Source organism: Pseudomonas sp. 7SR1, from assembly GCF_900156465.1.
Lineage (GTDB): Bacteria > Pseudomonadota > Gammaproteobacteria > Pseudomonadales > Pseudomonadaceae > Aquipseudomonas.
The window spans coordinates 3,616,967-3,638,712 of sequence record NZ_LT707064.1; the positions used below are offsets into that span (position 1 = coordinate 3,616,967).

Sequence of the window (21,746 nt, forward strand, 5' to 3'; positions counted from 1 at the left end):
ATCAGGCTCCCAACCCCGTGATAGCATCCGCGCCATGAAACTCCCAGGAAGAATGACCAGCGGCGCGCTCCTGCTGTCCCTCAGCTGCGCGGCGCTGGCACAAAGTGAATTGGATGTACGGATCAAACCCTCCAATGACGCGCTCAAGGCCAACGTAGAAGGTTATATCGGTGGGTTGGGCGATCGTGACGAGGAGGCATTGCTGCGCTTCAGTCGCGGTGCCGAGGAACAGGCCCGCAAGGCCGCCCAGGCGCTGGGTTACTACCAGCCGCAAATCGACAGTGAGGTCAAGGGCGGCGAGCGCCCGCGCCTGATCCTGACCATCGACCCCGGCGAGCCGGTGCACCTGCGCAATGTCACGGTGCGCATCAATGGGCCAGCGGCTTCCCTCAAGGCTTTCCGTGTACCGGACAACGATGCCCTCAAGCCCGGCGCGGTGCTCGATCATGGGCGCTATGAAGACGCCAAGCGCATGATTCAGAACCAGGCGTCGCGCTATGGTTTCTTCAGCGGGCATTTCGCCAGCCAGCGATTGCTGGTGGACCCCCAGGCCGGCGTCGCCGATATCGAGTTGATCTACGACAGCGGTCCGCGCTATGCCCTGGGGCCGGTGAGTTTCGAAGGCGACACACCGTTCGACGAAGACCTGTTGCGACGCATGGTACCGTTCAAGGCGGGCACGCCCTACGACTCAGAGTTGATCGCCGAGTTGAACCAGGCATTGCAATCGAGCGGCTATTTCGAGGGGGTTCGTGTGGACGCGGCTCCCGCCGCAGCCACCGACAATGTGATCCCGGTGGCGGTCCGCCTCGACACCCGCAAGCCACGCACCATGGGCCTCGGCCTGGGGTTCTCCACCGATGTCGGGCCACGGGCCAAGGCTAACTGGACGCGCCATTGGGTCAACCCCCAGGGCCACAGTTACGGCTGGGAGGCGGAAGTGTCGGCGCCCCGGCAGAACGTCGGCCTGTGGTATGACGTGCCGCTGGATCCGCCGTTGACCGACAAGCTGCGCTACGCCGGGGGGTACCAGTACGAAGAGCTGGCCGGCACCGACAGCCTCAGCAAGCTGCTGACCGTGGGACCTGAGTGGCACAGCAAGTTGCCCAGCGGCTGGCAGCGGGTGGTGTCGCTCAAATGGCAGCGCGAGGAATATCGCCTCGGCGACGATGCGGGCCTGAGTACCTTGCTGATGCCCGGCGTCAGTTATTCCTACCTGCGCAGCGACAACCGCATCGACCCGCGCAACGGCTACAGCTTGCAGTTCGACACCAAGGTCGCCAAGGAAGGGTTGGGATCGGACAACAACCTGTTATACGGCACCGCGATGGTCAAGGGCCTGACCACCGTGTTCGACAAGCATCGCCTGCTGGCCCGGGCCCAGATCGGCGGCAGCGCCACCAATGGCTACAAATCCATACCGCCGTCCTTGCGCTTTTTTGCCGGCGGCGACCAGAGCGTGCGTGGCTACGACTACCAGAGCCTGTCGCCGGAAAACTCCGAGGGCGATCGCATCGGTGGCCGCTACATGGTGGCCGGCAGCCTCGAGTATCAATATTCCATCGCCGAAAAATGGCGGGTGGCGACGTTCGTCGACCAAGGCAATTCCTTCAACAGCCTTGAGCTGCCGAGCCTCAAGACCGGGGTCGGGGTCGGCGTGCGCTGGGTATCGCCGGTAGGCCCGATCCGCCTCGACCTGGCCCATGCCATGGACGACGATGGTGGCATTCGATTGCATTTTTCCATGGGGCCCGAGCTGTGAATCGTGGTTTGAAAATAACGCTGCTGGCGCTCGCTGCGTTGCTGGCGGTGTTGACGCTGGCGCTGGGTGTCATCCTCGGTACGCAATCGGGTAGCCGCTGGGCGCTGGCGCGGGTGCCGGGGCTGGCGACGGAAAATTTCCAGGGGCGCCTGGGCGGCCAATGGAGCGCCGATCATGTGTCGTGGCAACAGGACGGCAGCCGGCTCGAAGTCGATGGAGTGCTGTTGGCCTGGTCGCCCCTGTGCCTGATGCGCATGACCCTGTGTATCGAACGACTCAAGGCCGACAGGATCAGCCTGCAATTGCCGGCCTCCACCGATGCGCCAGAAAGCGGCCCGATCACCTTGCCCGACCTGGGCCTGCCGGTGGCCATCGAGCTGGGCGATGTGCAGGTCGGCAGCCTGCTGTTCAACGGCAGCGAACAGCTCAAGGGGTTGCAACTGACCGCCCATTGGACCGCCCAGGGTATGCGGATCGAGTCGCTGCGGTTGCAGCGCGACGAACTGAGCCTGCAACTGTCCGGCCTGCTGCAACCGGGGGGCGACTGGCCCCTTCAGGCCCAGGGCCGATTGATCCTGCCGGCGCCGGGCACTACGCCCTGGGCGCTGGATTTGCACGTCGACGGCGACCTGCTCAAGACCCTGCGACTCAACGCCGACAGCAGTGGCTACCTGCAAGGCCGACTGACTGGCGAGCTACAACCGCTGGCGGACAATCTGCCGGCCAAGGTGCGCATGACCGCCGACGGTTTCAGGGCCAGCGCCGATCTGCCGGACACGCTGTTGCTCAACCAGGTGGAGCTGACCGGCGAGGGAGATCTGGAGCATGGTTATCAATTGCTGGGCAGCGCCAAGTTGCCTGCCGAGCAGGGGCCCGTGGCGCTGCGGCTGCAAGGCAAGGTGGACGCCGACGGCGCGCAGATCGCCGGCCTGGACCTGAACGCCAGCGACCAGCAGCACCTGAAGCTGACCGGACAGGTGGATTGGCGCGAAGGCCTGAGCGCCGAAGCGAAGATCGCCTGGCTGGATTTCCCCTGGCATCGCCTCTACCCGTTGGTCGAAGAGCCGCAGGTGGCATTGCGCAGCTTCAATGGCGAAATCTCCTACACAGATGGCCAATACCTGGGCAACTTCCAGGCTGCGCTGGACGGACCCGCCGGGGCTTTCAGCCTGGACAGCCCGTTCAGCGGCAACCTGACACAAATCCACTTGCCGCAGCTCAAGCTCGTCGCGGGGCAGGGCAAGGCCGAAGGGCACCTGAACCTGCAATTCGCCGACGGCATCGCCTGGGATACCGCACTGCAATTGTCGGCCATCGACCCGGCTTACTGGCTTGCCGAGCTGCCCGGCACCCTGGCCGGGTCGTTGCACAGTCAAGGGGCGATGAAAAACGACAGCCTCGACCTCGACGCGAAGCTCGACCTCAAGGGCAGATTGCGTGGCCAGCCTGCGTTGCTCCAGGCCACGGCCCGCGGTGCCGGCGAGCATTGGGATCTCGGTGCACTGGACATGCGACTGGGGGATAACCGCATCAACGGCAGCGCCAGTCTGCAACAGCAGCTCACCGGGCGGATCGACGTCAAGCTTTCCCGCCTGGCCCAGCTCTGGCCGCAGCTGCGCGGCCAGGTCACGGGCCGAGTCGATGTCAACGGGACGCTCAAGGCGCCCCAAGGCAAGCTTGGCCTGCAGGGCACACAGCTGGCGTTTGAGGGCAATCACCTGCAAAGCCTGAACCTGGATGCGACCCTCGACAACGCGCAACGGGGCAAGATCGACCTCAAGGCCAGCGGCATCCGGGCAGGAGAGACTTCGCTGGGCGTCCTGACGGTGAGTGGGCAGGGGGATGTCAGACAGCAGAAACTGAACCTGGATTTGCAAGGCCCTCAGCTGGACACGACCCTGGCATTCGATGGCGCGCTCGACCAGGGCAACTGGCGCGGGCGCCTGGCCAGCGGCGTTGTCCAGGCCGGCGGCCAGGGCTGGCGCCTGCAGGCGCCGGCGAAGCTGGAACGCCTGGCCAACGGCACGCTCAATGTCGGCGCCCATTGCTGGCGTTCCGGGCAGGCCAGCCTGTGCGGCGAAGACCAGCGCCTGATGCCGGAGCCCAAGCTGCGTTATCACCTCAAGCAGTTCCCCATCGAAAGCCTGGCCCAGTGGATGCCCAAGGATTTCGCCTGGCAGGGCCGGCTCAATGCCGACCTGCAACTGGACCTGCCGGCCAGCGGCCCGAACGGTCGCATCCAGGTGGATGCCAGCGCAGGCACCCTGCGTATTCGCGACAAGGCCCGCGATACGGCGCCATGGCTGGACTTCCCCTATCAGACCTTGACCCTCGACAGTCGCCTGACGCCCAAGCGCATCGACACCCAGCTGAATTTCGTCGGTACAAGGCTGGGTGAGCTGATGCTCCAGGCCCAGATCAATCCCTTGCCCGCCAGCAAGCCCCTCAGCGGCTCGTTCCGCCTGACCGGCCTGGACCTGTCGGTCGCCCGGCCGTTCGTGCCGATGGTGGAAACCCTCACCGGGCACCTGAACGGCAGCGGCACGTTGGCAGGTAGCCTGTTGGCGCCCCAGGTCAACGGCAGCCTCGTGCTCAGCGACGGCCAGGTATCGGGCCCGGAGTTGCCGGTCAGCCTCGAAGCCTTGCAGATGCGGGCCATGATCGCAGGCGATACGGTGCGCCTGGACGGCGACTGGAAGAGCGGCAAGAACGGTCGGGGCAGCCTGGTGGGAAGCCTCGGCTGGGGCGAGGCCCTGAGCATGAACCTGGCCCTCAAGGGCTCGCAGTTGCCGGTGACCGTCGAGCCTTATGCACAACTGGACGTGGCTCCGGACCTGGACATCACCCTGCAGGGGGAGCGCCTGTCCATCGCCGGCAAGGTCCTGGTGCCCAAGGGCGACATCACCATCCGCGAATTGCCACCTTCCACCGTCAAGGTGTCGGATGACACGGTGATCGTCGGCCACCAGACCGAAGAGGGCAAGGTGCCCATCGCCATGGCGATGGACATCGATGTCATCGTCGGTCAGGAAAAACTGGCGTTCTCCGGGTTTGGGTTGACCGCCAACGTGCAGGGCCAGGTCCACATCGGCGACAACATGGATACCCGTGGCGAGCTCTGGCTCAACGATGGCCGCTACCGGGCCTATGGGCAGCGGCTGACGGTGCGTCGGGCGCGGTTGCTGTTCGCCGGGCCCATCGACCAGCCTTACCTGGACATCGAAGCAATCCGCCAGACCGATGACGTGATCGCCGGTATCCGCCTGAGCGGCAGCGCCGAGCAGCCGACCACGCAAATCTTTTCCGAGCCGGCCATGAGCCAGGAGCAGGCACTGTCCTACCTGGTGCTGGGGCGACCGCTCAGCACCACCGGCGAGGACAACAACATGCTCGCCCAGGCGGCATTGGGCCTGGGCCTGATGGGCAGTTCGGGGGTGACCACCAGCCTGGCCAATAACCTGGGCATCGACGACTTCCAGCTCGACACCCAGGGCAGCGGCAATACCACCAGCGTGGTGGCCAGCGGCAACCTGTCGGAAAAACTCAGCCTGCGCTACGGCGTCGGTGTGTTCGAGCCGGCCAACACCATCGCCCTGCGCTACAAGCTCAGCAAGAAGGTCTACCTCGAAGCCGCCAGCGGCGTCGCCAGTTCCCTGGACATCTTCTACAAGCGCGATTTCTAGCCTTTCTCCCAAACCCGTGTAGAGCCAATCCCTGTGGGAGCGAGCAAGCTCGCCCCCACAGGGATGTCTGCGTTTCGTCTGCTAGTTATTAGCTAGCTATCTATTTGTTTGACATTTGCTGCCTAAGCAGTAATATCTCGACATACATTCACTGCCTAGGCAGCAAACGGTGCCCAGATGAAGCATTTCACTCCAGATGAATTCCACAATTGCCACCTCGGCATGCTGCTCGGACGTGCCGCGCTGCTCAAGGATCGGATCATCGACACCCACATGGAACCCGTCGGCATCACCGCCGCACAGTTCAAGGTGCTGATCATCATGGCCCAGCATGGCATCGACACGCCGGCCGAGCTGTGCCGATACCTGTCCCTGGACAGCGGCTCGATGACACGCATGCTCGATCGCCTGGAACAGAAGGGGTTCCTGGTTCGCCATCGTTCGGCGCAGGACCGCCGCCAGGTGCAGCTGGTCCTGACCGACGCGGGCCAGGCCCTCGCCGATCGCTTGCCGTACATCGGCGCCGACGCCATGAACCAGCTGGCCGGTGCCATCAGCCGCGAGGAGCTGCAAACCCTCGAACAGATCCTCAAGAAAATTCTGCTCGCCGCCGGTGATCCCATCACGGTGCTGCGATTGGGGGACAAATGAAGCGTAGAACCTTGCGTACCCGTTTGAGCCTGGTGCTGCTGGCCATGAGCCTGGCCGGTTGCGCCAGTTACAGCGGCCTTGAAACCCAAGGCGTCAGCCTTGAAGCCCAGAGCCTGAAGGCAGGGCAATCCTTGAATGGCGTCACGCTGTCGCCGGCCTCATGGCCCAAGCGCGACTGGTGGAGCAGCCTCGGCGATCCGCAGCTCGATGGCCTGATCCGTGAAGCCTTGCGCGACAGTCCGGACATGCAGGTCGCCAGTGCCCGCGTCCATCAGGCCAGCGCCGCGGCGTATGCCGCCAATGCGGCGCGCATGCCCACCCTCGATGCCAGTGGCAGCGTCAGCCGTTCTCGGCTGGCCCGGGACCAGGACCCGGCGGGGCAGGGCGGGGCGTACAGCACGCTGCGTTCGCTGAGCGTCGACTTCAATTACAACTTCGACCTCTGGGGCGGCCAGCGTGCCGCCTGGGAAGCTGCTCTGGGCCAGGCCCGCGCGGCCGAGATCGACCGCCAGGCCGCACAGTTGACCCTGGCCGCCGACGTGGCCCGGGCCTATAGCGACCTGGGTCAGGCCCACATCATTTATGACCTGGCTGACGAAGACCTCAAGCGCACCCGACAGATGCTTGACCTGAGCAAGCGCCGCCTCAGCGCCGGGATTGACAGCGAGTACCAGTTCCAGCAGACCGAAAGCCTGGAAGCCAGTGCCGATGCCTCTCGCATCGACGCGGAAAAACGCCTGCAAAGTGCCCGGATCGCCCTGGCGGTGCTGTTGGGCAAGGGCCCGGACCGTGGCAATGAAATCGCTCGGCCCAACGTGCTGAAAGCCAGCGCGGTCGCCTTGCCATCGAACCTGCCGGCTGAGCTGCTGGGCCGTCGTCCGGACCTGGTGGCGGCGCGCTGGCGGGTCGAGGCGGCGGGCAAGAACATCGAGGCCGGCAAGACCAACTTCTATCCCAACCTCAACCTGAGCGCGGCGGCGGGAGTGCAGTCGCTGTTGGGTGATGCGATGTTCGGCTCGCCCAGCCGCTTCTTCAACGTTGCGCCCACCGTATCGCTGCCGATTTTCGACGGCGGGCGGCTGCGGGCGGACCTGGATGCCCGCGACGCCGATTACGACCTGGCGGTGGCGCAATACAACCAGAGCCTGGTCAGGGCCCTTGGGGATGTCAGCGACACCATCAACCAACTGCGCGACATCGCACGGCAGATCGGTGCCCAACAGCATGCGACCGATATCGCGCAGAGCTCCTACGACACCGTGGTCCAGCGTTACGGCTCCGGTATCGGGAATTACCTGGACGTGCTGAGCGTCGAGCAGCAACTGCTCCAGGCCCAGCGCCAACTGGCGACCCTCAATGCCGAGCAGATCGATTTGTCGATCCAACTGATGCAGGCCCTGGGCGGTGGTTTCGAGACCGACACACTGGCCTCGGCCACGCCGGTCTCCACCACGCCGAATAACTGATTCGAGGTATATGTCATGGCGACTGCCGAAACGACCCAATCCGAAAATGTCCAGGACAACAATCCTCGCAAGCGCAAGGTGATGTTGCTGGCCCTGGCGCTGGTGGTGATCCTGGGCGGCCTGGGTGTCTGGGCCTGGCACGAATTGTACGGGCGCTGGAACGAAAGCACCGACGATGCTTATGTGAACGGCAACGTGGTGGAAATCACACCGCAGGTCAGCGGCACCGTAGTGAGCATTGGCGCCGATGATGGCGACCTGGTTCGCGAGGGCCAGGTGCTGGTGCAATTCGACCCGAACGACGCCGAAGTGGGGCTGCAAAGTGCCCAGGCCAACCTGGCGCGTACAGTGCGCCAGGTGCGGGGGCTGTACAGCAACGTCGACGGCATGCGAGCGCAGGTCAATGCGCAGGAAGCCGAAGTGCAGAAGGCCCAGGAAAACTACAACCGCCGCAAGAACCTGGCGGCGGGCGGCGCGATCTCCCAGGAAGAGCTGTCCCATGCCCGGGACGACCTGACCTCGGCCCAGAACGCCCTCGCCAATGCCCGGCAACAACTCAAGACCACCAGCGCCCTGGTGGACGATACGGTGGTGTCGTCCCATCCCGACGTGCAGTCCGCCGCTGCGCAACTGCGCCAGGCTTACCTGGCCAATGCCCGCAGCACCCTGATCGCGCCGGTCACAGGTTACGTCGCCAAGCGCACCGTGCAACTGGGGCAGCGGGTGCAGCCGGGCACCGCACTGATGGCGGTGATTCCCCTGGACCAGTTGTGGATCGACGCCAACTTCAAGGAAACCCAGTTGCGTGACATGCGCATCGGCCAGCCGGTGGAGATCGAAACCGACCTCTATGGCAGCGATGTGAAGTACAGCGGCACGGTCGACAGCCTCGGTGCGGGAACCGGCAGCGCGTTCGCCCTGCTGCCGGCACAGAACGCCACCGGCAACTGGATCAAGATCGTCCAGCGGGTGCCGGTGCGGATCCATGTCAACGCCGAGGAACTGGCCAGGCATCCGTTGCGGGTCGGCCTGTCCACCGAAGTCAACGTCAACCTGAGGGACCAGAGCGGCCCTGTGCTGGCCCAGCAGCCCCCGCAGAAGGCCACGTTCAGCACCCAGGTCTACGAACGGCAACTGGCTGACGCCGACGCGATGATCACCCGCCTGATCCATGACAACAGTGCGGCTGCCAGCAAGACGGTGCAACGCTGACGAATCTGTGGCGAGGGATTTATCCCCTATGGGCTGCGAAGCAGTCCCATCTGATTGAAGCGTTGACCCTGACACTCCGAGCCGCAGGTTCAGGGGCGGCTTCGCAGCCCAGCGGGGATAAATCCCCTCGCCACAGAGGTTGACCATGTTCCTGGGTCCAAACAGGGCTGAGTCCGGCCCACTTTGCCCGCGATTTCGCCACCTTCGCTTCATAGGATTTCGTAATGAGCAATAACGCGTCCTTCACGCCGCCCAGCCTGTTGCTCAGCACCATCGGGCTGTCGCTGGCGACGTTCATGCAGGTGCTCGATACCACCATCGCCAACGTCGCCCTGCCGACGATATCCGGCAACCTGGGGGTAAGCTCCGAGCAGGGCACCTGGGTCATCACTTCGTTCGCCGTGAGCAATGCCATCGCCTTGCCGTTGACCGGCTGGCTCAGTCGTCGGTTTGGCGAGGTCAAGCTGTTCTTGTGGGCGACGATGCTGTTCGTGCTCGCTTCATTCTTGTGTGGCGTTTCCACTTCGATGCCGGAGCTGATCGGCTTCCGTGTGCTTCAAGGGCTGGTGGCAGGGCCGTTGTACCCGATGACCCAGACCTTGCTGATCGCGGTGTATCCGCCCGCCAGGCGGGGGATGGCCCTGGCATTGCTGGCGATGGTCACCGTGGTGGCGCCGATTGCCGGGCCGATCCTGGGGGGCTGGATCACCGACAGCTACAGCTGGCCGTGGATCTTCTTCATCAACGTGCCCATCGGGATTTTCGCGGTGATGGTGGTGCGCCAGCAGCTCAAGGCGCGACCGGTGGTCACCAGTCGCCAACCGATGGATTACGTCGGGTTGATCACGTTGGTCATCGGTGTCGGCGCGCTCCAGGTGATTCTCGACAAGGGCAACGACCTGGACTGGTTCGAATCGAATTTCATCATCATCGGCGCCCTGGTCTCGGTGATCGCCCTGGCGGTGTTCGTGATCTGGGAAATGACTGACCGGCATCCGGTGGTCAATCTGCGGTTGTTCGCCTATCGCAACTTTCGCATCGGCACCATCGTGCTGGTGGGCGGTTATGCCGGTTTCTTCGGCATCAACCTGATCCTGCCGCAATGGCTGCAGACGCAGATGGGCTATACCGCCACCTGGGCCGGGCTGGCCGTGGCGCCCATTGGTATCCTGCCGGTGCTGATGTCGCCCTTCGTCGGCAAATACGCTCACAAGTTCGACCTGCGCCTGTTGGCCGGGCTGGCGTTCCTGGCCATCGGCCTGAGCTGCTTCATGCGCGCCGGGTTCACCAATGAGGTGGATTTCCAGCACATCGCCCTGGTGCAGTTGTTCATGGGCATCGGCGTGGCGCTGTTCTTCATGCCGACGCTGAGCATCCTGATGTCCGACCTGCCGCCCCAGCAGATCGCCGACGGCGCGGGCCTGGCGACATTCCTGCGGACCCTGGGCGGCAGCTTCGCCGCGTCCCTGACCACCTGGATCTGGATCCGTCGGGCCGACCAGCACCATGCCTACCTGAGCGAAAGTATCAGCACGTTCGACCCCGCCACCCGCGAGGCACTCAACCAGCTCGGCGGCGCCAGCACACCGGCCTATGCCCAGCTCGACCAGATTCTCAACAGCCAGGCGTACATGCTCTCCACCGTGGATTACTTCACGCTGCTGGGCTGGGCATTCATGGGGTTGATCATGCTGGTATGGCTGGCCAGGCCGCCGTTCGCGGCGAAGGCGGGGCCGGCGTCGGCGGGGCATTGATCCAACGATTCAATAATCCAGTGTGGGAGCGAGCTTGCTCGCGATGGCGGCATGACAGTCAACTTTTATGCTGACTGAAAACACCGCTATCGCGAGCAAGCCCGCCCCCACAGGGGAATTCAGGTTTGGCTGGGAGGTGTCTCGGGTGCGGATAGCAGCGGCGGTGGGGCGAACCCAAACGAGGCCAGCGCGAAACCCTGTTCATCCACCTGCAATGCCCAGCCTTGCTTGTCCCAGTCCCCTAGCACGATGCGCCGGGCGGCCTGTTCGCCCAGTTGCAGCTTGTGGATGGCGGGGCGGTGGGTATGGCCGTGGACCAGGGTTTTCACGCCGTATTGCTGCATGACCCGCGGGACTTCCTCGGGCGTGACGTCGATGATGTCGTTGGCTTTCATCCGGGTCTGCGTGCGGCTTTCGCTGCGCAGCTTGCGCGCCAGTTTCCGGCGGCTGCCCAGGGGCAGGTGGCGCAGGATGAACAGCGTGAGCGGATTGCGCAGCCAGCGTCGCAACTTCATATAGCCTTCGTCGCGGGTGCAGAGACTGTCGCCGTGCATCAGCAGCACCGGCTCGCCGTTGAGCTGCACGACAGTCGGGTCCTTGATCAGGGTGCAGCCGGCCGCTTTGCAGAAGGCCTGTCCCAGCATGAAGTCGCGATTGCCGTGCATCAGGAAAATGGCCGTGCCGCTGTCGCTCAAGGTGCGCAGGGCCTGGCAGATGGAGCGCTGGAAGGGTGTCATGGCATCGTCGCCGATCCAGGCTTCGAAGAAGTCCCCCAGAATGTAAAGCGCTTGCGCCGAACGGGCGCGTGTGGCGAGTAAATCCAGAAACGCCCGGGTAATGTCCGGGCGCTCCTCTTCCAGATGCAGATCTGAAATCAGCAGTATCACTCAATGATCTCGGCTTTCTCGATGATCACGTCGTCTGCCGGGACGTCCTGGTGGCCGGCCTTGGACGTGGTGGAGACGCCTTTGATGCTGTCGACCACATCGGTGCCCTCGATCACTTCACCGAACACGGCGTAGCCCCAGCCCTGGACGGTCTTGGCGCTGTGGTTCAGGAAGCTGTTGTCGGCCACGTTGATGAAGAACTGCGCGGAGGCCGAATGCGGCTCCATGGTACGGGCCATGGCGACGCTGTACTTCTTGTTCGGCAGACCGTTGTCGGCTTCGTTCTGGATGCTTGGGCGCTTGTCTTTCTTTTCTTTCATGCCCGGTTCGAAACCGCCGCCCTGGATCATGAAGTTGCCGATGACGCGGTGGAAAATGGTGTTGGTGTAGTGACCGGCCTTCACATACTCGAGGAAGTTGGCGACGGTCACGGGGGCTTTTTCGGCGTTCAGTTGCAGAACGATGTCGCCGTGGTTGGTGGTCAGTTTGACTTTGCTCATGATGACTACTCTTTCATGGAATTCGTGGGTTCTTGGGCGCGAACGCCGGCAACCGATCTGGCTTCAATCGGCCAGGCTGGGCAGTTTAGCGTGCCAGGCACGAATTTCGAGGCTGTTTTTCGTCTGGCAGCCGAATAAATTCAATCGTTTGCCGGGCCTGGCGCTGTCAGCGGCTTGACAGCATCGGCTATGATACGGGTTTTGATTTATCAGGCCGCACCCGGCCGCGCACTTGTCTGTTCAAGGATCCTATGAGCAAGCCCACTGTCGACCCTACCTCGAATTCCAAGACCGGCCCGGCCGTTCCGGTCAATTTCCTGCGCCCGATCATCCAGGCGGACCTGGATTCGGGTAAGCACACGCAGATCGTCACCCGTTTTCCGCCTGAGCCCAACGGCTACCTGCACATCGGCCACGCCAAGTCGATCTGCGTGAACTTCGGCCTGGCCCAGGAGTTCGGTGGCGTCACGCACCTGCGTTTCGACGACACCAACCCGGCCAAGGAAGACCAGGAATACATCGACGCGATCGAAAGCGACGTCAAGTGGCTGGGTTTCGAATGGTCCGGTGAGGTGCGCTATGCCTCGCAATATTTCGACCAATTGCACGACTGGGCGGTGGAACTGATCAAGGCCGGCAAGGCCTATGTGTGCGACCTGACCCCGGAGCAGGCCCGGGAATATCGCGGCAGCCTGACCGAGCCCGGCCGCAACAGCCCGTTCCGCGAGCGCAGCGTCGAGGAGAACCTGGACCTGTTCGCCCGCATGCGCGCCGGTGAGTTCCCGGATGGTGCGCGGGTGCTGCGGGCCAAGATCGACATGGCCTCGCCGAACATGAACCTGCGTGACCCGATCATGTACCGCATCCGTCACGCCCATCACCACCAGACCGGCGACAAATGGTGCATCTACCCCAACTATGACTTCACCCACGGTCAGTCGGACGCCATCGAAGGCATCACCCATTCGATCTGCACCCTGGAGTTCGAAAGCCACCGTCCGTTGTACGAGTGGTTCCTCGAGCACCTGCCCGTGCCGGCCAAGCCGCGCCAGTACGAGTTCAGCCGCCTGAACCTGAACTACACCATCACCAGCAAGCGCAAGCTCAAGCAGTTGGTGGACGAGCAACACGTCAACGGCTGGGACGACCCGCGCATGTCGACGCTGTCGGGCTTTCGTCGGCGTGGCTATACGCCGAAATCGATCCGCAACTTCTGCGAGATGGTCGGCACCAACCGTTCCGACGGCGTGGTGGACTTCGGCATGCTGGAATTCAGCATCCGCGAGGACCTGGACCAGAGCGCCCCGCGTGCCATGTGCGTGCTGCGCCCGCTGAAAGTCGTGATCACCAACTACCCGGAAGGCCAGGTCGAGAACCTCGAGCTGCCTTGCCATCCGAAGGAAGACATGGGCGTGCGCGTCCTGCCGTTCGCCCGGGAAATCTACATCGACCGTGAAGACTTCATGGAAGAGCCGCCCAAGGGCTACAAGCGCCTGGAGCCGGCCGGTGAAGTACGGCTGCGCGGCAGTTATGTGATCCGCGCCGACGAAGCCATCAAGGATGCCGACGGCAACATCATCGAGTTGCGTTGCTCCTACGACCCCGACACCCTCGGCAAGAACCCTGAAGGGCGCAAGGTCAAGGGCGTGATCCACTGGGTGCCGGCGGCCGCCAGCGTCGAGTGCGAAGTGCGCCTGTACGATCGCCTGTTCCGTTCGCCGAACCCGGAGAAGGCCGAAGACAGCGCCAGCTTCCTGGACAACATCAACCCTGACTCCCTGCATGTACTCACTGGTTGTCGTGCCGAACCTTCGCTGGGCAACGCACAGCCGGAGGACCGCTTTCAGTTCGAGCGCGAAGGTTACTTCTGCGCGGATATCAAGGACTCGAAACCCGGTGCCCCGGTGTTCAACCGTACCGTGACCTTGCGCGATTCCTGGGGTCAGTGATCAAGTCTTAAGGGAAACCCTGTGCTTACGATCTACAACACGCTCACCAAGAGCAAAGAAGTCTTCAAGCCGCTGGATGGCAACAAGGTCCGCATGTATGTCTGCGGCATGACCGTGTACGACTACTGCCACCTGGGCCACGGTCGCAGCATGGTTGCCTTCGACCTGGTGACCCGCTGGTTGCGTTTCAGCGGCTATGACCTGACTTACGTGCGCAACATCACCGACATCGACGACAAGATCATCAACCGCGCCAACGAGAGCGGCGAGTCGTTCGAGGCGCTGACCGAACGCATGATCGCGGCGATGCACGAGGACGAGGCACGTCTCAACATCCTCAAGCCGGACATGGAGCCGCGGGCCACCGACCATATTCCCGGCATGCACGCGATGATCCAGACGCTGATCGACAAGGGCTACGCCTACGCACCGGGCAATGGCGACGTGTACTACCGCGTCGGCAAGTTCATGGGCTATGGCAAGCTGTCGCGCAAGAAGATCGAAGACCTGCGCATCGGCGCGCGTATCGAAGTGGGCGAGTCGAAGCAGGACCCGTTGGACTTCGTGCTGTGGAAAGCCGCCAAGCCGGGCGAGCCGAGCTGGGATTCGCCGTGGGGCAAGGGGCGTCCAGGCTGGCACATCGAGTGCTCGGTGATGTCCACCTGCTGCCTGGGCGAGACCTTCGACATCCATGGCGGCGGCAGCGACCTGGAGTTCCCGCACCACGAGAACGAAATCGCCCAGAGCGAAGCGGCCACCGGCAAGACCTACGCCAATGCGTGGATGCATTGCGGCATGATCCGGATCAACGGCGAGAAGATGTCCAAGTCCTTGAACAACTTCTTCACCATCCGCGACGTGCTCGACAAATACCATCCCGAGGTGGTGCGTTATCTGCTGGTGTCGAGCCACTACCGCAGCGCCATCAACTATTCGGAAGACAACCTCAAGGACGCCAAGGGCGCCCTGGAGCGGTTCTACCATGCGTTGAAGGGCTTGCCCGCCGTGCCGGCCGCCGGTGGCGAAGCGTTCGTGGCGCGATTCACCGAGGTCATGAACGATGACTTCGGCACGCCGGAAGCCTGCGCGGTGCTGTTCGAGATGGTGCGTGAGATCAACCGCCTGCGTGAGAGCGACATCAACGCCGCGGCAGGTTTGGCCGCGCGCCTGAAGGAGCTGGCCAGCGTACTGGGGGTGTTGCAGCTCGAGGCTGACGACTTCCTCCAGGCCGGTGCCGAAGGTCGCGTGGACGCCGCCGAGGTCGAAGCGCTGATCCAGGCGCGGCTGACGGCGCGGGCCAACAAGGACTGGGCCGAATCAGACCGTATCCGTGACCAGCTCACCGCCATGGGCGTGGTGCTGGAGGACGGCAAGGGCGGCACGACCTGGCGCCTGGCGGACTAAGATCTTCTAAAGCTCGCCGTACCCCTGTGGGAGCGAGCTTGCTCGCGATAGCGGAATGTCAGGCAACATTGTTGTCGATTGATACACCGCCATCGCGAGCAAGCTCGCCCCCACTTTTTTTGTGTCCGGCCTGGCAATCATTTTCTTATGAGCTAGTACTGTCAGGTCGATTCGACGTTCCCTGACAGGATTTTTCCATGTGGGCTCATTGGTCTCTGGCGGCAATTCATCTTCTGGCCTTCGCCCTCGGGCTCTGGGCAGTGCTCACGCGCGGTACGGCCCTGCGGCGCCTGGCCGGTGGCGTGGATGCGGTACGCAATGTGCTGGTGGCCGATAGCGTGTGGGGAGTGTCGGCACTGGTCCTGCTGGTGACCGGTGGGATGCGTGCTTTCGGCGGATTCGAAAAAGGCTCGGACTATTACCTGCACCAGCCTCTTTTCCATCTGAAGATGACCCTGCTTCTGCTGATCCTGCTGCTTGAACTCGTTCCCATGATCACATTGATCAAATGGCGGATGGCCCTGGGCAAGGGGGGGGGCATCGATGCATCCAGGGCAGGCCGACTGGCCCGGATCAGTCATGCCGAAGCGTTGCTGATGATGCTGATGGTGGTCGCTGCCACAGGCATGGCCCGTGGCGTGAGCTTGAGCTGACCGGCACTGATACCCGCTTCGTCGCCATTAAAACGAAATGTCCGACAGCCACGCCAGGGTCATGGCACTAATATCGGTTTCGAGGGTGTGGCGGAAAATCAGAAGCCGGATGGAGCAGGGATGGCGTGGGTGCGCCTGAATCTTTAGCCAGCCATTGCGGCGATGCAAACGGGCTGGCTGCGGACTGCTGCAGGGCTCAGGGAGTTTGCGGCTTGTCGGGGGCGGTAAGGCCGGCCTGAATGCGCTGATAAATCTCTTCGCGATGCACCGCAACGTTTTTCGGGGCATTGATGCCGATCCGGACCTGCTGGCCGCTAACGCCCAGAATGGTGATCGTGATGTCGTCACCAATGTTTATGCTTTCACCGACTTTGCGGGTGAGTATCAGCATGGTGTTCTCCTTGATTGCTTTATAGGGCACCTGATTCAGACAGTGCAGATGTCGGTACTGCTTATAGATTAGTGCTAAGCGTCACAATGTGGGTGCCTCTTTGTGACGCGCAGACGTAGCATTAATTCCCAGGGTGCGACTATACAGAGACGTCGTGCAGGATTCTCGTGTTTTGAGCATTGTTTGCGGGGTTCTTGGTGGGCGCGGGTGCTAAAATCGCCTCCTCATGTCTTCCAGAGGAAATGTTGTGCGCACATTGGCTTGGGTAATCGCGGTATTGATGCTGGCAGGATGTGGCGAGGGACGTGAGGTGGAAGCACCGAAACCGAAGCCATCCGTGGCTTCCACTCCGGCAGCCGCTGCCGCGCCGCAGTGGGGTGTCGAGGTTCGGGGCGAAACACCTCAAGCGGTCAGTGACCTGACCGGATGGCTCATCGAACACAGCTTCATGTCGACCGTGGTCAAGGAGGACGGCAAGGACCGGGTCCTGGTAGGACCGTTCAACTCCCGGCCCGAAGCCGAAGCCGGGCAGGAGAAAATCAACGCCGCCCTGGTTCGGGCGAAAAAGCGCAACATCGAGACATTGGTGGTGGATTTTCCGGTCACCCGATAACCGGACGCATACCAAAAGGCCCCGGACGCTGGACGTCCGGGGCCTTTTCATTCTCATCAGCCGCAGGCTTTCAGATCCACCGGGCCGACAAACTCGTTCCCGCGACCCATGACACACGCCACGCTCTGGTTTCGTTGGCGCTCCCAGCTTTCCACCGGGTAGGTCTTGTCCCAGGCTTCGTACAGGCGTCGGTCCTGTTTCGAAAGACGCAAGCCGTACTGTTTGCTCATGTAGAAATAGGTCCGGGCGATCATGCCGCGAATGGACGGACGAGGCATGACCTTCTTGGCCTTGAAGTCCACCTGGGTCAGGCAGGAACCATACTGGCCTTTCTGCACCGGCAACCAGCCGAAGCTGAAATTGCTGCGATCACCATTCACTTCCCCGATGCTTGGCACCAGATTGTGAAGGTCGGCTTCGGCCCGCTGGTAGACCGGGTCGTAGCGCGTGCAATTCTTGCGGCCGCCTTGCTGCCAGCACTGACGCTGATGACCGATTTGCCACGCCGGGACGATATGTTCCCACTCGATGCGGGCGGCACGGCTGGCGTTCTTGCGCGGTACGTAGCCGCAAGCCGCCAGGTTCACGCGATTGCCGGTGTACTTGCAACCGCAATAGAACTCGGTGGATTGAGGTGCGTAGAGTTTCCAGGCGATTTTCTTGGCTTCGTTGAAAGTCCGGGGCGCCGCGGCCTGGGCGCCCGTGGCGATGAATACGAGCAATAACGCAAAACAGCGAACGATCATCAGGTTCAATCTTCCTTCGGCACTACCCAGAAAACCTGTACGCCACCGTCATCGCGATAGGCGAGGGTGACGTTGTCGTTCTCATCGATCTCTTCCAGCAGGCGTTCCCATTCCTCCACTGGCTCGTCGGGAAGCCGGAAGATCAGCGCGGCCTTGGCTTTCTGGGCGATGGGAGAGTTGATGATTTTCGAGACCCGCAGGCCGATTCGTGTATAGGCGTCCAAGGGGGTCGCTGCAGTGGAGGGCGTGGCCACAGGATTATCCTTATTTAGGCTGTACGTGCATACAGTATTTAACCGTAGGCATTTACGCAACTGCTTAAAATTCAAGAAAATCGTCTGACAGCGCTTTTTTGGTTTTGATGTAGGAAGTGGGATCTTTTTTTGCCAGTCAGGCAACCAGGCGAGATACTCGATGACCTCGAGCGTTGACAAATGACCGAAGCGTTACCATAGTTCACTTCACGCAAACGTTTGCGCGGCATCCGCACGATGCTTTTGCCCACAATAATCATAAGATCGGAGTGAACCCATGAAGCTGCCATTCGCTGGACGCCTTCTCGCCGTCGCCATGCTCGCGACCGCATCCGCCACGCTGCCTTTCTCCTCGGCATTCGCCCAGACCACTGAAAAACCCAAGGTTGCCCTGGTCATGAAATCCCTGGCCAATGAATTCTTCCTGACCATGGAAGACGGCGCCAAGGCCTATCAGAAGGAACACTCCGCCGATTTCGACCTGATCTCCAACGGGATCAAGGATGAAACCGACACCGCCAACCAGATTCGTATCGTCGAGCAGATGATCGTGTCCAAGGTCGATGCCCTCATCATCGCGCCCGCCGACTCCAAGGCGATGGTGCCGGTAATCAAGAAAGCCGTCGACGCCGGCATCACGGTGGTCAACATCGACAACCAGCTCGACCCGGACGTGGTCAAGAGCAAGAACATCACCGTGCCGTTCGTAGGTCCCGACAACCGCAAGGGCGCGCGCCTGGTGGGCGAGTACCTGGCCAAGCAACTCAAGGCCGGCGACGAGGTGGGGATCATCGAGGGCGTGTCCACCACCACCAATGCCCAGGCACGTACCGCAGGCTTCAAGGATGCAATGGAGGCGGCGCAGATCAAGGTCGTGTCCCTGCAGTCCGGTGACTGGGAAATCAACAAGGGCAACCAGGTCGCGGCGTCGATGCTCAGCGAATACCCGAACATCAAGGCGCTGCTGGCCGGTAACGACAGCATGGCGGTCGGCGCAGTGTCGGCGGTGCGTGCAGCGGGCAAGGCGGGCAAGGTGCAGGTGGTCGGCTACGACAACATCAATGCCATCAAGCCCATGCTCAAGGACGGTCGTGTCCTGGCCACGGCTGATCAATTCGCAGCCCGGCAAGCGGTATTCGGTATCGAGACCGCGCTGAAAATCCTCAAGAAAGAAAAAGTCGAAAGCGGCGCCAACGGCGTTATCGAAACTCCAGTCGAGCTGGTTACCAAGTAGCTGTCCTGGCGACATAACGGCGCTCGCTCATCCGGGCGGGCGCATGGAGAGTCTTTTTATGTCCGTTTGCGATCCGAACGCTGTCCTGACCGTCAGCGGTATCGGCAAGACCTATGCCCAACCGGTGTTGACCGACATCGACCTGGCGTTGATGCGCGGCGAGGTGCTGGCGCTGACCGGCGAGAATGGTGCCGGTAAAAGCACCCTGTCCAAGATCATCGGCGGGCTGGTGACGCCCACTACCGGGCAGATGCAGTTCCAGGGGCAGGCCTATCGTCCCGGCAGTCGTAGCCAGGCTGAGGAACTGGGCGTGCGCATGGTCATGCAGGAACTCAACCTGCTGCCCACCCTTTCGGTGGCGGAAAACCTGTTTCTCGACAATCTGCCCAATAGTGGCGGCTGGATCAGCCGCAAGCAGTTGCGCAAGGCAGCGATCAAGGCGATGGCCCAGGTCGGGCTCGATGCGATTGACCCCGATACCCTCGTGGGCGAGCTGGGTATCGGCCACCAGCAGATGGTCGAGATCGCGCGCAACCTGATCGGCGATTGCCACGTGCTGATTCTCGACGAACCGACCGCGATGCTGACGGCCCGGGAAGTCGAGATGCTTTTCGAACAGATCACCCGCCTGCAGGCCCGGGGCGTGTCGATCATCTACATTTCCCATCGTCTCGAAGAACTGGCGCGGGTGGCCCAGCGCATCGCAGTGCTGCGCGACGGAAACCTGGTCTGCGTCGAACCGATGGCCAACTACAACAGCGAGCAACTGGTGACGCTGATGGTGGGCCGCGAGTTGGGCGAGCACATCGACCTGGGGCCGCGCAAGATCGGCGCGCCAGCCTTGACGGTGACTGGCCTGACCCGCTCCGACAAGGTTCGCGACGTTTCCTTCGAAGTGCGCAGCGGCGAGATATTCGGCATCTCCGGACTGATCGGGGCAGGGCGCACCGAGTTGATGCGCTTGATCTTCGGTGCCGATGCGGCCGACAGCGGTACCGTGGCACTGGGTTCACCGGCCCGGGTCGTCGATATCCGGTCCCCGGCCGATGCGGTGGCCCATGGCATCGCATTGATCACCGAAGATCGCAAGGGCGAAGGGCTGCTGCTGACCCAGTCGATCGCCGCCAACATCGCCCTGGGCAACATGCCGGAAATCTCCAGCGCCGGCATCGTCAATGGCGGCGAGGAACTCTCCTTGGCTCGGCGGCAGATCGACGCCATGCGCATCCGCAGTTCCAGCCCGACACAGTTGGTGTCCGAACTCTCGGGTGGCAATCAACAGAAAGTCGTGATCGGCCGCTGGCTGGAGCGCGACTGCTCGGTGCTGCTGTTCGACGAGCCGACCCGGGGCATCGACGTCGGCGCCAAATTCGATATCTACGCCTTGCTCGGCGAACTGACCCGCCAGGGCAAGGCGCTGGTGGTGGTTTCCAGCGACCTGCGCGAGCTGATGCTGATCTGTGACCGGATCGGTGTGTTGTCCGCCGGGCGCCTGATCGACACCTTCGAGCGCGACAGCTGGACCCAGGATGACTTGCTTGCCGCCGCATTCGCCGGCTATCAGAAACGTGATGCGTTGCTCAACGAAGCAGCGCCTAGGGAAATTTCATGAAAACCGCATCTGCCGTCGGTAAACCGAGTGGTAACTTCTATGGCCTCGGCACCTACCTGGGGCTGGCCGGCGCTCTGTTGGCCATGGTTGCGCTGTTCTCGGTCCTGAGCAGCCATTTCCTGTCCTACGACACCTTCAGCACGCTGGCCAACCAGATCCCGGACCTCATGGTGCTGGCGGTGGGCATGACGTTCATCCTGATCATCGGCGGCATCGACCTGTCGGTAGGGTCGGTGCTGGCGCTGGCGGCATCCACAGTGAGCGTGGCGGTGCTGGGCTGGGGCTGGAGCGTCTGGCCTTCGGCGCTGCTGGGCATGGCCGTGGCTGCGCTGGCGGGGACCGTCACCGGTTCGATCACCGTGGCGTGGCGGATTCCCTCGTTCATCGTGTCCCTGGGTGTGCTGGAGATGGCCCGCGGCCTGGCGTACCAGATGACCGGCTCCCGGACCGCCTATATCGGCGACTCCTTCGCCTGGCTGTCCAATCCCATCGCATTCGGTATCTCGCCGTCATTCATCATTGCCCTGCTGGTGATTTTCATCGCCCAGGCGGTGTTGACCCGTACCGTGTTCGGCCGCTACCTGATCGGCATCGGCACCAATGAAGAGGCGGTGCGCCTGGCCGGTATCAACCCAAAGCCGTACAAGATCCTGGTATTCAGCCTGATGGGGCTGTTGGCCGGTGTCGCGGCGCTGTTCCAGATTTCGCGCCTGGAAGCGGCGGACCCGAACGCCGGTTCGGGCCTCGAATTGCAGGTCATCGCCGCAGTGGTGATCGGCGGCACCAGCCTGATGGGCGGGCGTGGTTCGGTTATCAGCACGTTCTTCGGCGTACTGATCATTTCCGTGTTGGCGGCGGGCCTGGCGCAGATCGGTGCCACCGAACCCACCAAGCGCATCATTACCGGTGCGGTGATCGTGATCGCGGTGGTGCTCGACACCTATCGCAGCCAACGCGCCAATCGGCGGGCCTGAG

The 21,746-nt window shown here is 62.5% G+C and carries 18 protein-coding genes; 13 read left to right on the forward strand and 5 right to left on the reverse strand.

The window, feature by feature from the left end:
• Positions 1–34 precede the first annotated feature (34 nt).
• The 6 genes from BW992_RS16450 to BW992_RS16475 all read left to right on the forward strand — a co-directional run bounded on the left by BW992_RS16450 (position 35) and on the right by BW992_RS16475 (position 10,528).
• Positions 35–1,762: an autotransporter assembly complex protein TamA gene (locus BW992_RS16450; protein WP_076406623.1), complete on the forward strand. Its 1,728-nt coding sequence runs from the start codon at positions 35–37 to the stop codon at positions 1,760–1,762.
• Positions 1,759–5,445: a translocation/assembly module TamB domain-containing protein gene (locus BW992_RS16455; RefSeq protein WP_072430662.1), complete on the forward strand. Its 3,687-nt coding sequence runs from the start codon at positions 1,759–1,761 to the stop codon at positions 5,443–5,445. The genes BW992_RS16450 and BW992_RS16455 overlap by 4 nt, the downstream gene beginning before the upstream one ends.
• Before the next feature lie 177 nt (positions 5,446–5,622).
• On the forward strand, positions 5,623–6,096 hold the full coding sequence (locus BW992_RS16460) for a MarR family winged helix-turn-helix transcriptional regulator (protein WP_072392482.1): 474 nt from the start codon (positions 5,623–5,625) through the stop codon (positions 6,094–6,096).
• Positions 6,093–7,562 carry an efflux transporter outer membrane subunit gene (locus BW992_RS16465; RefSeq protein ID WP_072392485.1) on the forward strand — a complete coding sequence of 490 codons (1,470 nt, stop codon included), beginning with the start codon at positions 6,093–6,095 and terminating at the stop codon, positions 7,560–7,562. The genes BW992_RS16460 and BW992_RS16465 overlap by 4 nt, the downstream gene beginning before the upstream one ends.
• Before the next feature lie 15 nt (positions 7,563–7,577).
• Positions 7,578–8,774: an efflux RND transporter periplasmic adaptor subunit gene (locus tag BW992_RS16470; RefSeq protein WP_072392488.1), complete on the forward strand. Its 1,197-nt coding sequence runs from the start codon at positions 7,578–7,580 to the stop codon at positions 8,772–8,774.
• A gap of 224 nt (positions 8,775–8,998) precedes the next feature.
• Positions 8,999–10,528, forward strand: coding sequence for a DHA2 family efflux MFS transporter permease subunit (locus BW992_RS16475; RefSeq protein ID WP_072430659.1), 1,530 nt, complete (start codon positions 8,999–9,001; stop codon positions 10,526–10,528).
• A 119-nt stretch (positions 10,529–10,647) separates the two neighbouring features.
• Here the strand turns inward: BW992_RS16475 and lpxH are convergent, their stop codons facing one another.
• Together lpxH and BW992_RS16485 are read right to left on the reverse strand one after the other, a co-directional pair.
• Positions 10,648–11,415 carry a UDP-2,3-diacylglucosamine diphosphatase gene (gene lpxH / locus BW992_RS16480; RefSeq protein ID WP_072392494.1) on the reverse strand — a complete coding sequence of 256 codons (768 nt, stop codon included), beginning with the start codon at positions 11,413–11,415 and terminating at the stop codon, positions 10,648–10,650.
• Entirely contained in the window at positions 11,412–11,915 is a 504-nt protein-coding gene (locus BW992_RS16485) for a peptidylprolyl isomerase (RefSeq protein ID WP_072392497.1), read from the reverse strand. The genes lpxH and BW992_RS16485 overlap by 4 nt, the downstream gene beginning before the upstream one ends.
• A gap of 251 nt (positions 11,916–12,166) precedes the next feature.
• Between BW992_RS16485 and BW992_RS16490 the strand changes: the two genes are divergently transcribed.
• The 3 genes from BW992_RS16490 to BW992_RS16500 all read left to right on the forward strand — a co-directional run bounded on the left by BW992_RS16490 (position 12,167) and on the right by BW992_RS16500 (position 15,921).
• Positions 12,167–13,864, forward strand: coding sequence for a glutamine--tRNA ligase/YqeY domain fusion protein (locus BW992_RS16490; RefSeq protein WP_072392500.1), 1,698 nt, complete (start codon positions 12,167–12,169; stop codon positions 13,862–13,864).
• 21 nt (positions 13,865–13,885) lie between these two features.
• On the forward strand, positions 13,886–15,268 hold the full coding sequence (cysS, locus tag BW992_RS16495) for a cysteine--tRNA ligase (RefSeq protein ID WP_076406626.1): 1,383 nt from the start codon (positions 13,886–13,888) through the stop codon (positions 15,266–15,268).
• Positions 15,269–15,465: 197 nt separating this feature from the next.
• Positions 15,466–15,921, forward strand: a complete 456-nt coding sequence (locus tag BW992_RS16500; RefSeq protein WP_076406628.1) for a DUF2214 family protein — start codon at positions 15,466–15,468, stop codon at positions 15,919–15,921.
• A gap of 196 nt (positions 15,922–16,117) precedes the next feature.
• Here BW992_RS16500 and csrA read toward each other — a convergent pair whose 3' ends face one another.
• Positions 16,118–16,312, reverse strand: a complete 195-nt coding sequence (csrA, locus tag BW992_RS16505) for a carbon storage regulator CsrA (RefSeq protein ID WP_003179932.1) — start codon at positions 16,310–16,312, stop codon at positions 16,118–16,120.
• A gap of 247 nt (positions 16,313–16,559) precedes the next feature.
• On the opposite strand from csrA, the gene BW992_RS16510 reads away from it, so the two are divergent.
• On the forward strand, positions 16,560–16,925 hold the full coding sequence (locus BW992_RS16510; protein ID WP_072458202.1) for an SPOR domain-containing protein: 366 nt from the start codon (positions 16,560–16,562) through the stop codon (positions 16,923–16,925).
• Positions 16,926–16,981: 56 nt separating this feature from the next.
• Here the strand turns inward: BW992_RS16510 and BW992_RS16515 are convergent, their stop codons facing one another.
• Positions 16,982–17,671, reverse strand: coding sequence for an endonuclease (locus BW992_RS16515; protein WP_072392513.1), 690 nt, complete (start codon positions 17,669–17,671; stop codon positions 16,982–16,984).
• 5 nt (positions 17,672–17,676) lie between these two features.
• Positions 17,677–17,925: a DUF1654 domain-containing protein gene (locus tag BW992_RS16520; protein ID WP_076406630.1), complete on the reverse strand. Its 249-nt coding sequence runs from the start codon at positions 17,923–17,925 to the stop codon at positions 17,677–17,679.
• A gap of 277 nt (positions 17,926–18,202) precedes the next feature.
• On the opposite strand from BW992_RS16520, the gene BW992_RS16525 reads away from it, so the two are divergent.
• The 3 genes from BW992_RS16525 to BW992_RS16535 are packed head-to-tail and all read left to right on the forward strand — an operon-like array spanning position 18,203 to position 21,745.
• Positions 18,203–19,159, forward strand: coding sequence for a sugar ABC transporter substrate-binding protein (locus BW992_RS16525; RefSeq protein WP_072458205.1), 957 nt, complete (start codon positions 18,203–18,205; stop codon positions 19,157–19,159).
• Between the two features lie 58 nt (positions 19,160–19,217).
• Complete coding sequence (locus tag BW992_RS16530; RefSeq protein WP_076406633.1) at positions 19,218–20,771, forward strand: sugar ABC transporter ATP-binding protein; 1,554 nt, start codon at positions 19,218–19,220, stop codon at positions 20,769–20,771.
• The gene (locus BW992_RS16535; RefSeq protein WP_072392526.1) at positions 20,768–21,745 is read left to right on the forward strand and encodes an ABC transporter permease; all 978 of its coding nucleotides are present in this window, start codon (positions 20,768–20,770) and stop codon (positions 21,743–21,745) included. Before BW992_RS16530 ends, BW992_RS16535 begins: the two co-directional genes overlap by 4 nt.
• Position 21,746: the final 1 nt, after the last annotated feature.